This window comes from Streptomyces coelicoflavus (genome assembly GCF_045041415.1).
GTDB classification, from domain to species: Bacteria; Actinomycetota; Actinomycetes; order Streptomycetales; family Streptomycetaceae; genus Streptomyces; species Streptomyces coelicoflavus.
On the sequence record NZ_CP108218.1, the window covers coordinates 4,995,493 to 5,010,162 of the forward strand.

Sequence of the window (14,670 nt, forward strand, 5' to 3'; positions counted from 1 at the left end):
TAAGGCCCCGTAAGAGGCAGCGTCGTACGTACGTCCCCGTACCCGGTCCCGTACCGTGTGCGGGGACGTACGCACGTATGCGGACGACGCAGGCAGGACGACGCAGGCAGGACGACGCACGAAGGCGGAGGCGGCACATGGCGGTGAAGGACCGGGACCGTTTCTCCACCGCGACCAGGATCCGGATCATCGGGGAGCAGACCGCGGCCCGGGTCTACCGCTCGCAGACCAAGCGCCAGGCCCGGCGCTCCCGGCTGACCGGCCGGGCCGCGCTGCTCGCGATGGTGCTCTGCTCGCTCGTCGTGGCCCTCGCCTACCCGATCCGGCAGTACGTCGCCCAGCGCGCCGAGATCGCCGATCTCCAGCAGGAGCAGCGGGAGACCCGGCAGCGGGTCGAGGACCTGCGCGACCTCAAGGCACGCTGGCAGGACGACGCCTACGCCGAGCAGCAGGTGCGGCTGCGGCTGCACTACGTGATGCCGGGGGAGACGGGGTTCATCGTGGTCGATCCCGAAGCGGCCGACCGGACCCGCGCCGAGGCCGGCGCCGCCGACCGGGCCTGGTACCGGAACGTCTGGGACGGGGTCGACAAGGCAGACGCCGCCGCCCGCCGGCAGTGAACCGACCACGCCGACCGCTCCGACCGTTCCGACGGTGCCGACCACGCCGACCACGCCGACCGCTCCGACCGCTCCGGCAGTGACTCAACAGGAAGACCAGCAGAAGACAGTCATGCAGACTCCCCCGCCGACCACCCCGCGCACCGAACCGACCGACGCGGACGTGGCGGCCTTCAAGCAGCAGCTCGGACGGCCCCCGCGCGGCCTGCGCGCCATCGCGCACCGCTGCCCCTGCGGACAGCCGGACGTCGTGGAGACGGCACCGCGCCTTCCCGACGGCACGCCCTTCCCCACGCTGTACTACCTGACGTGCCCGAAGGCGGCCTCCGCCATCGGCACGCTGGAGGCGAACGGCGTGATGAAGGAGATGACCGAGCGCCTGGCCGCCGACCCGGAGCTGGCCGCCGCCTACCGCGCCGCGCACGAGGACTACGTCCGGCGCCGCGACGAGATCGAGGAGCTGACCGGCTTCCCGAGCGCGGGCGGCATGCCGGACCGCGTGAAGTGCCTGCACGTGCTGGTCGCCCACTCGCTGGCGGCCGGCCCCGGCGTCAACCCGCTGGGCGACGAGGCGATCGCGATGCTGCCCGAGTGGTGGCGCAAGGGGCCGTGCGTGACGGCCGCCGGGACCGACGGGGAGGACGCCCAGTGACCCGTGTCGCCGCCGTCGACTGCGGTACGAACTCCATCCGCCTGCTGGTCGCCGACGCCGACCCCTCGACCGGCGAGCTGACCGACCTGGACCGCCGCATGACCATCGTGCGGCTCGGCCAGGGCGTCGACCGCACCGGGCGGCTGGCCCCCGAGGCGCTGGAGCGGACCTTCGCCGCCTGCCGGGAGTACGCCGAGGTCGTCAAGGCGCACGGCGCCGAGCGGCTGCGCTTCGTGGCCACCTCCGCCTCCCGCGACGCGGAGAACCGGGACGACTTCGTGCGCGGGGTGCTGGACATCCTGGGCGTGGAGCCGGAGGTCATCACCGGCGACCAGGAGGCCGAGTTCTCCTTCACCGGCGCCACGAAGGAGCTGACCGGCCGGACGGACCTCGACAGGCCCTACCTGGTCGTCGACATCGGCGGCGGCTCCACGGAGTTCGTCGTCGGCGACGACCACGTGCGCGCCGCCCGCTCCGTGGACGTCGGCTGCGTCCGGATGACCGAGCGGCACCTGGTGCACGACGGCGCGGTCACCGACCCGCCGACCGAGGCGCAGGTCGCGGCGATGCGGGCGGACATCGAGGCCGCCCTCGACCTCGCCGGGCAGACGGTGCCGCTGCGCGAGGCACGCACGCTGGTGGGGCTGGCCGGTTCGGTGACGACCGTCTCCGCGATCGCCCAGGAGCTGCCGGAGTACGACTCGGCCGCCATCCACCACTCCCGCGTCTCCGTCGGCCGGGTCCGTGAGATCACCGACTGGCTGCTGCGCTCCACCCACGCCGAGCGCGCGGCGGTCCCCTCCATGCACCCGGGCCGGGTCGACGTGATCGCGGCCGGGTCCCTGGTACTCCTGACGATCATGGAACGGACGGGCGCGGAGGAGGTCGTCGTGAGCGAGCACGACATCCTCGACGGCATCGGCTGGTCCTTGGCCTGATCGCCTACAGGTTGCGGTAGACGTCCCGCCGGTCGCCCACCTTGACGACGAGGACGACGAGTTCGCCGTCGTTGATCTGGTAGGCGATCCGGTAGCTGCCGACCCGGAGCCGGTAGAGGCCCGACGGGCCGGTGAGCTTCTTGACGTCGGCGTCCTGGCGGTACGGGTCGTCACCGAGCGCGGTCAGCGCGGCCAGGATGCGCATGGCGTCGGGTCGGCTGATGGCCCGTAGCTGCCGCTGCGCCGCAGTGGTGAACCGGAAGGCGTACTTCACGCCGCCTCGCCGTCCCGCTCGGTGAACAGGTCCGCCAGCAGTTCCGCCATGGTCACGGTGGTGCCGCCCTCGGCCAGCACCGCTTCGGCCTCGCGCGCCAGCATCACGTCGGCCGCTTCCTCCAGTGCTTCGAAGTCCGAGATCGGCACCACGGCCGCCACCGGGGCGCCATTGCGCGTGATGACGGTCGGGACGCCTTCCTCGGCCCGGTTGATGTGGTCGGCGAGGTGTGCGCGGGCTTCTCGTACGGTCACGGAGTTCTCACTCATGAAGCCAGTGTACGCGCGCGTGTGTACACGCGGCACGGGTCGGGAGTCGCGGTCGTGAGCGAGCACGACATCCTCGACGGCATCGCGTGGTCCATCGCGTAGGGGTGTGCGCGGCGGTCGTGCGGTAGTGGTCTGAGCAGGACGGACGACGATTGAGCGGGGATCGGGGGTCTCTCGGGGGCCCTCGGTGGCATCCCGTCGGGAAAGTTCGTGAAGTTCTTCACAAGGAAATGGGCCCCGTCGGACGACGAAAGCGCGCTCGTTGACCCTTTTGGGGTTTCAACTGCCCTTTGAACGTGTTCAGGACGGTGTCGCGAGAGGGTCGCGCGGAACCGTCGGGGGCGGGTGGTCCACCGTCCCGGCGGTGCGGAGGTGCAGCTCACGCGGCATTGACAACGGGACGCCCTACACGCTGGTTCCTTCGCTCGCCATGATCTCCGTCACTTCGGCGGCGGATGGTAGCACAGCCTCCACCGAACCTTGTGAAGGGGCGCACGAACCACCCCCCTCGGTCGGGTGGATACTCGATGGCATGAGCACCACGGAGCGTCCCAGGATCCTCGTAGTAGGCGGTGGGTACGTAGGCCTGTACGCAGCTCGACGCATCCAGAAGAAGATGCGTTACGGCGAGGCGACCGTCACCGTCGTCGACCCGCGGTCGTACATGACCTACCAGCCCTTCCTCCCCGAAGCCGCCGCCGGCAGCATCTCCCCGCGGCACGTCGTCGTCCCCCTGCGGCGCGTGCTTCCGAAGGCGGAGGTCCTCACCGGCCGGGTCACCACCATCGACCAGGACCGCAAGGTCGCCACCGTCGCGCCGCTGGTCGGCGAGGCGTACGAGCTGCCCTTCGACTACCTGGTCATCGCGATGGGCGCGGTCTCCCGCACCTTCCCGATCCCCGGCCTCGCCGAGCAGGGCATCGGCATGAAGGGCATCGAGGAGTCCATCGGCCTGCGCAACCACGTCCTGGAGCAGCTCGACAAGGCCGACTCCACCACCGACGAGGAGATCCGCCGCAAGGCGCTCACCTTCGTCTTCATCGGCGGCGGTTTCGCCGGCGCGGAGACCATCGGTGAGGTCGAGGACATGGCCCGGGACGCGGCCAAGTACTACAACAACGTCTCCCGCGAGGACATGCGCTTCGTCCTCGTGGACGCCGCCGACAAGATCCTCCCCGAGGTCGGCCCCAAGCTCGGCCAGTACGGCAAGGAGCACCTCGAGGGCCGCGGCGTCGAGGTCTACCTGTCCACCTCCATGGACTCCTGCGTCGACGGCCACGTGGTGCTGAAGAACGGGCTCGAGGTCGACTCCAACACCATCGTGTGGACAGCCGGCGTCAAGCCCAACCCGGCGCTCTCCCGCTTCGGTCTGCCGCTCGGCCCCCGCGGCCACGTCGACACCCAGGCCACCCTCCAGGTCCAGGGCACCGACTACATCTGGGCCGCGGGCGACAACGCCCAGGTGCCGGACCTGGTCGGCCGCAAGGCGGGCAACGAGAACGCCTGGTGCCCGCCCAACGCCCAGCACGCGCTGCGCCAGGCCAAGGTCCTCGGCGACAACGTGATCTCCGGCATGCGGGGCTTCCCGCAGAAGGAGTACAGCCACGCCAACAAGGGCGCGGTGGCGGGCCTCGGCCTGCACAAGGGCGTCGCGATGATCGTCATGGGCAAGATGAAGATCAAGCTCAAGGGCCGCCTCGCCTGGTACATGCACCGCGGCTACCACGGCATGGCGATGCCGACCTGGAACCGCAAGATCCGCATCTTCGCGGACTGGACGCTCGGCATGTTCCTCAAGCGCGAGGTCGTCTCCCTCGGCGCGATGGAGACGCCGCGCGAGGAGTTCTACGAGGCCGCCAAGCCGGCCCCGAAGCCGGCCGCGGCGAAGGCCGCCGACGACAAGCCGGCCGAGAAGAAGGCGGAGAAGACCGAGGCCAAGGCCTCCTGACCCCCGGTCCCTCCCGGCAGTACGCGCAGCAGTAGCAGTCCCTCGAAGGGGCCGTCCGCCATCCGTGGTGCGGGCGGCCCCTTCGCGTGGGCCGCGCCGCCCGGGCGACAAAGCCGTTGGTGTGTACAGCTATTTTGCCGAGTCGTAACGCGCGCCGGGGACTGTACGGCGGGCTCCCAGGTGTTTACGTGGTGTTGGACATCCGGGATCGCTCGTCACGGAGGACGCCATGGCTGACGCCGCGCTGCGGCTGCAGAACCTCTTCGAACAGTTGCTGGGAGCACCACTCCCGGTGCGTATCCGCGCCTGGGACGGTTCGCAGGCGGGTCCGCCGGGCGCACCGACCCTCGTCGTCCGCAACCGCAGGGCACTGCGCCGCCTGCTGTTCAAACCCGGTGAACTGGGCCTGGCCCGCGCCTGGGTGGCCGGCGACCTCGACATCGAGGGCGACCTCTACACCGCCCTCGGTCTGATGGCCGGCCTGATCTGGGAACGCGGTGAGGACGCCCGCGGCCTGGTCGAGGCGCTGCGCGACCCGGAGGTCCGGGCCGCCGTACGCGGTCTGGTGAAGCTCGCCGGGCCGCCGCTGCCCCCGGCCCCGCCGCCGGAGGAGGTCCGCCGCTCCCGCGGCCACCTGCACACCAAGCGCACCGACAAGCGGGCCATCAGCCACCACTACGACGTCGGCAACGACTTCTACGAACTCGTCCTCGGCCCCTCCATGGTGTACTCCTGCGCCTACTGGCCCGCCCCGCCCGCCGAGGGCGGCACGCTGGAGGACGCCCAGCGCGACAAGCTCGAACTGGTCAGCCGCAAGCTGGGCCTGAGCCCCGGTCAGCGTCTCCTCGACGTCGGCTGCGGCTGGGGCTCCATGGCGATCCACGCGGCCCGCGAGCACGGCGTGAGCGTCGTCGGCGTCACCCTCTCCCAGGAGCAGGCCGCGTACGCCCGCAAGCGCGTCGCCGACGAGGGGCTCACCGACCGGGTGGAGATCCGCGTCCAGGACTACCGGGACGTCGCGGACGGGCCGTACGACGCGATCTCCTCCATCGGCATGGCCGAACACGTCGGCGCCGAGCGCTACCTCGAGTACGCCACCGACCTGCACCGGCTGCTCAAGCCCGGCGGACGGCTGCTGAACCACCAGATCGCCCGCCGGCCCCAGAGGGACGAAGCCACCTACCGCGTCGACGATTTCATCGACGCCTACGTGTTCCCCGACGGCGAACTGGCCCCGGTCGGCACCACCGTCACCCAGCTGGAGCGCGCCGGGTTCGAGGTCCGCGACGTGGAGTCGATCCGCGAGCACTACGCGCTCACCCTGCGCCGCTGGGTCGCCAACCTGGAGTCCGACTGGACGACCGCCGTCCGGCTCGTCAGCCCAGGCCGCGCCCGGGTCTGGCAGCTGTACATGGCCGCCTCCGCGCTCGCCTTCGAACGCAACCGCATCGGCGTCAACCAGGTCCTCGCCGTGAAGACGCCCGGCTCGGGCGCCTCCGGCCTGCCGCTGCGCGCCCGCGTGTGGGGCGCGCCCGTCCTGGCCTGATCCGCGCCCGCCCGAAGGGCCGGGCCCCGTGCGGGGAGCCCGGCCCTTCGGGTCGTGCAGCGTCGCGGCGAGGTCACTCGGCCTTGATCGCGTTCAGCATGTTCAGCCGGGCGGCGTTGCGGGCCGGCCACAGGGCGGCCAGGACGCCCACCAGACCGGCCAGCACCACGAAGATCCCGATCCGGTCCCAGGGCAGGACCAGCGCGTACCCCGGGATGCTGTCCGCGACGGTCTCGCCGATCGCCCAGCCGAGGAACGTGCCGAGACCGATGCCGACCACCGCGCCGAACACCGAGATGACGACGGCCTCCAGCCGCACCATCCGCTTCACCCGGCGCCGGTCCAGACCGATCGCGCGCAGCATGCCGATCTCCTGCTGCCGTTCGAAGACGGACATCGCGAGGGTGTTGACGACGCCGAGCACCGCGATGATCAGCGCCATCGCCAGCAGGCCGTACATGACGTTCAGCAGGGTGTTGATGGCGCCGCCGAACTCGTCGCGGATGTCCTGCCGGTCCATCACGGTGATCGCGGGGTTGTCGCCGAGCGCGTCGACGAGGACCTTCTCGTTCGCCGCGGACTGGCCGCCGTCGACCTTCACGAAGATCTGCCGGATGGACGGCTTCGCCTCGTGCCGGTCCACGACCTTCCGGTCGACCAGGACGGGGGAGAGGAACTCGCTGTCCTTGTAGACGGCGCCGACCGTCAGCGTGGCCTTCTCGTCGTCGTCGAAGGTGACGGGGACGGTGTCGCCGGGCTTCCAGCCCCGGTTCTCGGCCGTCTTCTCGGCGACCGCGATCCGGCCCCGGGCCAGCGAGCCGGCGTCGCCGCTGACGACGTCGACGGTGAGGACCTTCTCGATGTCGCCGGGGGTGACGGCGGAGGCCGACACGTAGTCGCCGTCGACCCGGAAGTAGGCGTCCTGCTGCGGCGACACCGCGGACACGCCGTCGGCCTTCTCCAGGGCCGTCAGCGCGGACCGGTCGAGGTCGCCCCCGTTGGCCATCGAGACCATGTAGTCGGCCCTGATGTTGTCCGTGGTCATCTTGTCGATGGCCGCGCCGACCGTGACGCCGAGCACCGACAGGCCGGTCACCAGCGTCAGTCCGATCGCCAGCGCCGAGGCGGTGGCGCCGGTACGGCGCGGGTTGCGGACCGCGTTCTGGCCGGCCAGCTTGCCCGCCACCCCGAAGGGCCCGACGAGCAGCGGACGGACGAGCGCGATCACGGGCCGGGACAGCAGCGGGATGAGGACGATCACGCCGATCAGCGCGAAGAACGCCCCCGCGCCGATGTACATCCGGCCGTCGTCGCCGCCGGCCGAGGCGCCCGCGACGATCCCCGCCGCACCGAGGGCGGTGACGGCCGCGCCGATGGAGTTGCGCACCACCAGCGACTTGGTGGTGGCCACCGCGTGGACGCTGTTCATGGCCGCCACCGGCGGGATCTTCGCGGCCCGGCGGCCGGGCAGCCAGGCGGCGAACACCGTGATCAGCACGCCCACCGCGAACGCCGCGACCACCGGCGTGGCGGACAGGACCAGCGGACCGGCCGGCATCTTCATGTCGAAAGCGGCCATGCCGGAGCGCAGTCCGACGGCCAGACCGACACCGAGGGCGAAGCCGACGGCCGAGGCCACCAGGCCCACCAGCGCGGCCTCGGCGAGCACCGAGCGGGTGATCTGCCTGCGGGACGCGCCGACGGCGCGCATCAGGGCGATCTCCTTGGTGCGCTGCGCGACCAGCATCGTGAAGGTGTTGGAGATCAGGAAGATCCCGACGAAGAGCGCGATGCCCGCGAAGCCGAGCAGGACCTGCTTGAGGTTGCCCAGGCCCTGTTCGATCTGGTCGGCCTGCTCGTCGGCGAGCGCCTGGCCGGTCCGGGCCTCGGCGGTGTCCGGCAGCAGCGGCTCGACCGCCTTCAGGATCCGCGCGTCGTCCGCGCCGGACGCGGCGGTGACGGTGACCTCCTCGAAGTAGCCCGGCCGGAGGTACTGCTTCTGCGCGACGGCGGTGTCGAAGAGGACGAGGCTGCCGCCCGCGTTGACGGCGCCGTCCTCGGTGGTGAACACACCGCTGAGGGTGTACTCCTTCACCGGCCCGTTGGTCGCGACGCGCACCCGGTCGCCGACCTCGTACTCGCCCTTGCCGGCGGACTCCTCGTCCAGGGCGATCTGGTCGTCCTGCACCGGTCCCGAGCCGTCGGTGAACGTGTACGCGGTGTCCTTGCCGTCCTTGCCGGGCGCGAAGTTGGAGCCCTTGTTGGACCAGCCGACGCCGATCAGCTTCCCGTCGGGGTCGGCGACGCCGGCGAAGCCCTCGACGCGGCCGTACACCCCGGCGACGCCGTCCACGGCGGAGATCCGGTCGAGGACCTCGCCGGAGAGGCCGGGCTCCTCCTTGGGGTTGTCCGGGTCGGCGTACGAGGTGACGGCGACGGCGACGTCGTCGTAGCTCTTCGCCGACTGGTTGCGGAAGGCGTGGGAGAGGGTGTCGGCGAAGACCAGGGTGCCGGAGACGAACGCCACGCCGAGCATCACGGCGAGCACGGTCATCAACAGCCTGGCCTTGTGCGCGAAGACGTTGCGCAAGGCGGTACGGAACATGGGTCTTCTCTGTCCGGAGGTACGTGCGAATCAGGGACGGGGGAGGGTCGGCCGGTGCCGATTCAGGGTCGGGGACGGCGACGGGGACGGGTCAGCTGGTGCGACCCTTGGCGTCGAACCGCTTCATGCGGTCCAGCACCGAGTCGGCCGTCGGCCCGTACAGCTCGTCGACGATGCGTCCGTCCGCGAGGAAGACCACCCGGTCCGCGTAGGCGGCGGCCACCGGGTCGTGGGTCACCATCACCACGGTCTGGCCCAGCTCGCGCACCGAGTTGCGCAGGAAGCCCAGGACCTCGGCGCCGGAACGGGAGTCGAGGTTGCCGGTCGGCTCGTCACCGAAGATGATCTCCGGCCGGGAGGCCAGCGCCCGTGCCACGGCGACCCGCTGCTGCTGCCCGCCGGAGAGCTGGGCGGGCCGGTGCCCGAGGCGTCCGGACAGCCCGACCATCTGGATCACGGAGTCCACCCACTGCTTGTCCGGCTTGCGGCCCGCGATGTCCATCGGAAGGGTGATGTTCTCCAGCGCGGTCAGCGTCGGCAGCAGGTTGAACGCCTGGAAGATGAAGCCGATCTTGTCCCGGCGCAACTTGGTGAGCTGCTTGTCCTTGAGCGAGCCCAGCTCGGTCTCGCCGATGCGCACCGAGCCGGACGAGAAGGTGTCCAGGCCCGCGACGCAGTGCATCAGCGTGGACTTGCCGGAGCCGGAGGGGCCCATGATCGCGGTGAGCTCGGCCTGCCGGAAGTCGATGGAGACCCGGTCCAGGGCGACCACCTGGGTCTCGCCCTGGCCGTAGATCTTGGAAAGCTCCGTGGCGCGCGCGGCCACGAGGGTGGACCGGTCGGCGATGGGTGCGGTGGTCACGGGAAGGGCGCTCCTGTCGGTACGGCGAGTGCGGGGGACGTCATCCATCGTTCCGGCCGTACGGCGCCGTGTAGTCAGCCGCTGTTCCGGTTTACGGGGGCGACTCCGGTCGGACGGCACCGGCCCGTGTCATACCTGCGGATGACGGGCGACCCCGACGGCGGGGCGGGTGAGAACGGGGCGGGCGCCCTGGTCGAGACGGTGAAATCCCGTCATTCCGCATACACGGCGAGCCGTCACACGCAAGGCTGTTGGCATGTGCTGATGGCCTGCCCCTGGTACCTGATGCTCCCTCAGGCGCCAATAAAATAAGACAACATCGGGCCTCCCGCCGAAGGCCGGGAGGTGCGTCCCGATAGGCTCAAGGCACGCGACGCGGAGCCCACGGCCTGCCCGGATGGTGGAATGCAGACACGGCGAGCTTAAACCTCGCTGCCCCTTCGAGGGCGTGCCGGTTCAAGTCCGGCTCCGGGCACCATCTCAATCACGCTGCGTGACCATAGGCAGTCGCAGGGGAGCCCGCACCGGACGGTCGCCGTCCGCTGTTGCGCGGCGCCGTCGTGACGGCTACGCCTGATCGGTCGGTGCGAGGCCGGTCTGCCATGCCCATGCGGCGATGCCCACACGATTGCGGACCTCCAGCTTGCGCTGGAGACTGGCCGCGTGGGATTTGACGGTGGCGAGGGAGACGAAGAGCTCCTCGCCAATCTCGGTGTTCGTCAGTCCCGCGGCAATCAGCGTCGCCACTTCCCTTTCGCGCCGGGTCAGCGGTTCGGACGGCGGGCGCCGTGCTCCCGTGTCCGGCGGAGCCAGCCGGTGCAGCATGCGTGCGGTGATCTGCGGGCTGATGAGCGCGTCTCCGGACCGGGCCGCCCGCACCGCCTCGACCAGTAGCGTCGGACCGGAGCGTTTGAGCAGAAAGCCCGAGGCTCCGGCGTGAAGCGCGGTGTGCACGTAGGTGTCGAGGTCGAACGTGGTGACCACGATGACCCGGACGCGGGGGTCCGCGTCGGGCCCGGCCAGAAGCCGGGTCAGCTCCAGGCCGTCGAGCCGCGGCATCCGGATGTCCGCGAGCACCACGTCGGGACGCAGTCTCCGGGCGGCGTCCAACGCGGCGATGCCGTCGGCCGCCTCCGCGACCACGGTCATGTCGGGCTGCGCGTCCAGAATGAGACGGAATCCGTTGCGGACACTGACCTGGTCGTCCGCCAGCAGAATCCGGATGGGGCCGGGCTGCACGGTCATACGGTGGTCGTCTCCTCGGCTGCCGGACTCTTCCGATCGCGGGGGCCGCGATCCGCCGCCGTCGCCCGGCGCAGCGGGAGGGCCACACGGACCTGCCATCCCGTCTCCCCGTGCGGCCCGGCGCTGAGTGAGCCGCCGAGCGCCCGGGCACGGGCGGTGAGGCCGGCCAGCCCCGTGCCACTCTGCGAGCGCGCCGGGACCGGAGTGGACCGAGGAGCGGATCGGGGAGCGCCCGTGTCCGTGACGGTGAGGTGGAGTGCCGGGCGCCCCTGGTGGGGTCCGCGCCGCACGACGAGGCTCACGGCGGCCGCGGTGGGTGCGTGACGGCGCACGTTGGTGAGTGACTCCACGACGATCCGGTAGCCGAGCGTGCTGACTTCGCCGGGCAGGCCGTCCAAGGCTCCGGCATCCACGTCGAGACCGGCCGCGACGGTGCCGGTGCGGGTGAACCGGGCGGCGAGCTCGGAGAGTTCGGACAGGTCGCGTGCCCGGTGGCCGGGGCGGGCGGGGACTGCCGTACGGGGCGGGCCGCCCAGCGGGCCCTCCGTCCGAAAGGAGCCCGCGCCGCCTTCTGCGGGCCGGCCACCGTCCGCGCCTCCGCCCCTGCGCACCAGCTCGTGGCGGTCGTCGCCCCCGGGTCTCGGCCGGTGGTCGGTCTCGTCCCCGTGGGGCAGTCCGTCGTCCTCGTTGAGCGCCCGCACCGTGCGGTCCATGGCGGCCAGCGCCTGCAGGCCCGCGTCCTCGATACGCGGCAGCAGCTCGACGGCCCGCGCGGGGTCCTCCTGGGCCAGGACACGCGCCGCCTGCACGAGCACCACCACACCCATGACGTCGTGCGAGGCGAAGTCGTGCAGGTCGCACGCCACTTCGAGACGCTGTCGGCGCCGCTGCGCCGCTATCGCCCTGCTCCTCCTGGCATCCAGACCGCGCAGATAGCCGCCCGCCGCGATGGCGCCCGCGGCCAGCAGCGCCCACACCAGGCACAGCACACCGGTCTCCGCCGGATCCGACGGCGGAGCGAGGTACGGGCCGATACGCAGGGGGAGCACCACGATCGCAAGGGCCTGTACCGCGGCGCACACGACCGTCCTGTTCCTGCTGCCCGTCCCACGCACCGTCGGTACCAGGAGCGCGAGCATCGCGAACGTCTCCAGCAGCCACCACCAGCCGGTCGCGTCGACCACCGGGCCCCGGTACACGGCGGTCACCGCGGCGGAGTACCCGGCGACCGCGAGCCGGAGGCGGCCCGCGGCCGACGGACGTCGGGGCAGGCGGGCCGCCGCCGCCAGTGCCGCACCGACGGCGAGCAGGCCCGCGGTGACGGTCATGAAGCCGGCCGTGGCCGAGGTCGCCAGAGCGGCGGCGATCGCTCCGAAGAACATCGGACCACCGAGTACGCGTATGCCCAGGACGTGGCGACGGCTCATGGGTGCCCACCCTATGAGGGACCGCCGCCCGTCGGCCGGGCGGCGGTCCCGGAACGCTCGGTCCACCACGGACGCGTTCCGGTGAGACCGCGCACTGTGTTGGTCGCACAGTGCACCTCCCCGCCGACGGTGCCGAGCGAGTGCGCGTACTCCCAGTCCTCCACCCACGCGACGCGGGTACCGGTCCCCTCCAGCGCCTTCTCCACCGCCTGCTCGAAGACGTCCGCGCCGCCGGCCTCGGGAGCGTGCTGGCGCGGGGCCAGATACACGCCGGTACCGGTACTGACACCGTTGGCCGCGGCCGGCAGGTAGTTCGCGACCACGCCTTGACGCGGATAGCCGGCGGGCAGCTCGAGCTCGTTGAAGAGTGCGGGAACGCGCACGATGTCCCTCTCCGTCAGGCCCGCCCGGTCGTGCAGGGTGCGGAGTGCGGCGTCGATGCCCCGACGGGCGATCTCCGTGCCGCGGGACAGGGAGTCCTTGCGCAGCGCGCCGGCAACCGTCAGCCCCGGGTCCTCGGTGTCCTGCGCCGGGACACCGCGGACGAGCGGCTCGTCGCCGCGGCCGTCCTCGGCGAGAGCGCTCAGCAGCTTCCGGCCGAGGTCGGGATCGGCGACGACGGCTGCCCAGCCGCGGGCGTTCCGTGCCGGGACGAAGGACAGGAACTCGTCGATGTGTCCGACCCCCAGCCAAGCGGTGTCCAGTGCGATGGGCCGCTGGTAGCCCTGCGCGGCGAGCATCCGGACGAAGGAGGGATCGGGTGATTCCTCGGCGCCGTTCCCTCCGTAGAGGACCCTGCCGACCGGATAGTCGTGGCCGCGCAGGCGGTAGGGCGGAAGGGTGCCGAAGTTCCCGGTGGAGCTGAAGGAACCGTAGTACTGGTTGTCGTCGGCGCCGACCCGCTGCGGATCGTACTGCTGGACCACTCCCGTACCGGACCCGCGGAGCAGCGGGAACGCGCTGCGCGAGGCGTCCCTGAGCGGGAACTCGCGCGTGGCCGTGCCCGGCATCACGTCCGCCGAGCGCACGACGACTCCGACGTGGTGCTCCCGGCCGCCGGGGGCGGGGACGGAGGCGTAGGCGCTCTTGAACAGGTCCTGCATCCACACGTCCCCGCCCGTGGGGTAGTTGAACAGCGGCGCGGGCAGTCCGGCCCGGTCGAGGCCACGTCGCAGGTCTCGACGGAACGCCGCCTCGCCCGGGTTCACGGGCTCCGGCTGCGCGGAGGGGTCGTAGGGCCTGCCGCGTTCCACCTCGGCCGGCTCGGTGGTGTGATCGGCCGTCAGCAGGTGCCGCACCGGCATCAGGTCGTGCTCGAAGACCAGCGGCGCCACCTTGAGCCGTACGCGGTCCTCGACGGTGCCACCGGCGCCGTCGACCCTCAGGACGAGGTCGGCGAAGCCGTCCCACCGCTCGGGATCGCGTACGAAGTCCCGGGCCTCGACGCCCAGGCGGACCCCCTGTCGCAGTTCGCGGGTGGTCAACCTGTCGTCGGGCGCCAGAGCGACCATGCGGCCGCCTCGCTCGGCGAAGATCCTGACGTGGTCGCGGGCGGCGGGGTCGGCGGCGACCGTGGCGGAGGATCCGGCGGCGAGGCGCGGCTCGGCTCCCAGCCGCACGGGTGCCAGGTCGGCCAGGTCGTCCTTCCCGTTGACGACGTCGTCCGCCGCGTCGTTGCAGGCCGCGAGGCTGTCGTCGGACAGCCGGGAGCCGTCGGAGCCCGCGGTGGGGCAGCGCTCCTGGTCGTCGTCCACATTGGGCAGCATCAGCGCACCGCGCTCGCGGCTCCACTCGTCCTTGCGGGCGTCGTCGTCCGCGGTGATCAGCCCGTCCCGGTCGGTGTCCGCCCGGAACGTGGGCAGCAGCGGCGCCGCCCGGGCCACCGACGTGGGCAGGCCCCCTGTCGCGGCCACGGCCAGCAGGACCGCCAGGCATCTGCCGGCTCGTACCGGACGACGTGGCCGGCGCCGGCGGCTGCCCGGGGCGGAGGCGAGGACGGCAGGGGAAGCGTCGTGGTTCATGACTCCACCCTCGACCGGCGACGGGACGCCGTACATCAGCCGAAGTACGGGTACGCGCCCTGCGGGAGGACCGGCTCTCGTCCTTTCGGCGGTCCTCGGACCCACGTGATCGGCGACCCGGCCCAGCCGCTCCCTGGCCCCGGAACGGCGGTGACCAGCCCAGGGGCAGCATCTCCGCGACCTCCTGCGCGAGCCGCGCCTCCTGAGAGGCACTCCGGTACCGGCGCGCCAGGCAACCGGTGATTCACCGAGGGGTTTGTCGC

General features: G+C 71.7%; 12 protein-coding genes and 1 tRNA gene. 6 read left to right on the plus strand and 7 right to left on the minus strand.

All coding sequences use genetic code 11. From position 1 onward, the window contains the following. Nucleotides 1-137 precede the first annotated feature (137 nt). From divIC to OHA99_RS22315, 3 genes are all read left to right on the plus strand, one after another. The gene (gene divIC, locus OHA99_RS22305) at nucleotides 138-620 is read left to right on the plus strand and encodes a cell division protein DivIC (protein WP_007450472.1); all 483 of its coding nucleotides are present in this window, start codon (nucleotides 138-140) and stop codon (nucleotides 618-620) included. Between the two features lie 112 nt (nucleotides 621-732). Then, on the plus strand, nucleotides 733-1,272 hold the full coding sequence (locus OHA99_RS22310) for a DUF501 domain-containing protein (RefSeq protein ID WP_282882465.1): 540 nt from the start codon (nucleotides 733-735) through the stop codon (nucleotides 1,270-1,272). Beyond that, nucleotides 1,269-2,210 (plus strand): exopolyphosphatase, encoded by a 942-nt coding sequence (locus OHA99_RS22315; RefSeq protein ID WP_381502806.1) that lies wholly within the window; start codon nucleotides 1,269-1,271, stop codon nucleotides 2,208-2,210. Before OHA99_RS22310 ends, OHA99_RS22315 begins: the two co-directional genes overlap by 4 nt. A 4-nt stretch (nucleotides 2,211-2,214) precedes the next feature. On the opposite strand, the gene OHA99_RS22320 is transcribed toward OHA99_RS22315, so the two are convergent. Together OHA99_RS22320 and OHA99_RS22325 are read right to left on the minus strand one after the other, a co-directional pair. Continuing rightward, the gene (locus tag OHA99_RS22320) at nucleotides 2,215-2,484 is read right to left on the minus strand and encodes a type II toxin-antitoxin system RelE/ParE family toxin (RefSeq protein ID WP_153179494.1); all 270 of its coding nucleotides are present in this window, start codon (nucleotides 2,482-2,484) and stop codon (nucleotides 2,215-2,217) included. Further along, nucleotides 2,481-2,753: a type II toxin-antitoxin system Phd/YefM family antitoxin gene (locus OHA99_RS22325; protein ID WP_153179495.1), complete on the minus strand. Its 273-nt coding sequence runs from the start codon at nucleotides 2,751-2,753 to the stop codon at nucleotides 2,481-2,483. Before OHA99_RS22325 ends, OHA99_RS22320 begins: the two co-directional genes overlap by 4 nt. Before the next feature lie 532 nt (nucleotides 2,754-3,285). Between OHA99_RS22325 and OHA99_RS22330 the strand changes: the two genes are divergently transcribed. Beyond that, nucleotides 3,286-4,701 (plus strand): NAD(P)/FAD-dependent oxidoreductase, encoded by a 1,416-nt coding sequence (locus OHA99_RS22330; protein WP_153179496.1) that lies wholly within the window; start codon nucleotides 3,286-3,288, stop codon nucleotides 4,699-4,701. Nucleotides 4,702-4,930: 229 nt separating this feature from the next. Beyond that, a complete protein-coding gene (locus OHA99_RS22335) occupies nucleotides 4,931-6,247 on the plus strand; it encodes a cyclopropane-fatty-acyl-phospholipid synthase family protein (protein WP_153179497.1) in 1,317 nt (438 codons plus the stop codon). 73 nt (nucleotides 6,248-6,320) lie between these two features. Here OHA99_RS22335 and OHA99_RS22340 read toward each other — a convergent pair whose 3' ends face one another. After that, the gene (locus OHA99_RS22340; RefSeq protein ID WP_381502809.1) at nucleotides 6,321-8,852 is read right to left on the minus strand and encodes an ABC transporter permease; all 2,532 of its coding nucleotides are present in this window, start codon (nucleotides 8,850-8,852) and stop codon (nucleotides 6,321-6,323) included. Between the two features lie 91 nt (nucleotides 8,853-8,943). Beyond that, on the minus strand, nucleotides 8,944-9,714 hold the full coding sequence (locus OHA99_RS22345) for an ABC transporter ATP-binding protein (RefSeq protein WP_087790666.1): 771 nt from the start codon (nucleotides 9,712-9,714) through the stop codon (nucleotides 8,944-8,946). Between the two features lie 391 nt (nucleotides 9,715-10,105). Here OHA99_RS22345 and OHA99_RS22350 point away from each other — a divergent pair. Beyond that, nucleotides 10,106-10,192: transfer RNA gene (locus OHA99_RS22350), tRNA-Leu, on the plus strand. Nucleotides 10,193-10,281: 89 nt separating this feature from the next. Here OHA99_RS22350 and OHA99_RS22355 read toward each other — a convergent pair. Genes OHA99_RS22355 through OHA99_RS22365 form a run of 3 tightly spaced genes read right to left on the minus strand, consistent with a single transcriptional unit; the run spans nucleotide 10,282 to nucleotide 14,299 of the window. Next, nucleotides 10,282-10,959 (minus strand): response regulator transcription factor, encoded by a 678-nt coding sequence (locus OHA99_RS22355; protein WP_153179500.1) that lies wholly within the window; start codon nucleotides 10,957-10,959, stop codon nucleotides 10,282-10,284. Then, nucleotides 10,956-12,386 (minus strand): sensor histidine kinase, encoded by a 1,431-nt coding sequence (locus OHA99_RS22360; protein WP_381502812.1) that lies wholly within the window; start codon nucleotides 12,384-12,386, stop codon nucleotides 10,956-10,958. The genes OHA99_RS22355 and OHA99_RS22360 overlap by 4 nt, the downstream gene beginning before the upstream one ends. 11 nt (nucleotides 12,387-12,397) lie before the next feature. Then, nucleotides 12,398-14,299: a protein-arginine deiminase family protein gene (locus tag OHA99_RS22365; RefSeq protein WP_381502815.1), complete on the minus strand. Its 1,902-nt coding sequence runs from the start codon at nucleotides 14,297-14,299 to the stop codon at nucleotides 12,398-12,400. Nucleotides 14,300-14,670 lie beyond the last annotated feature (371 nt).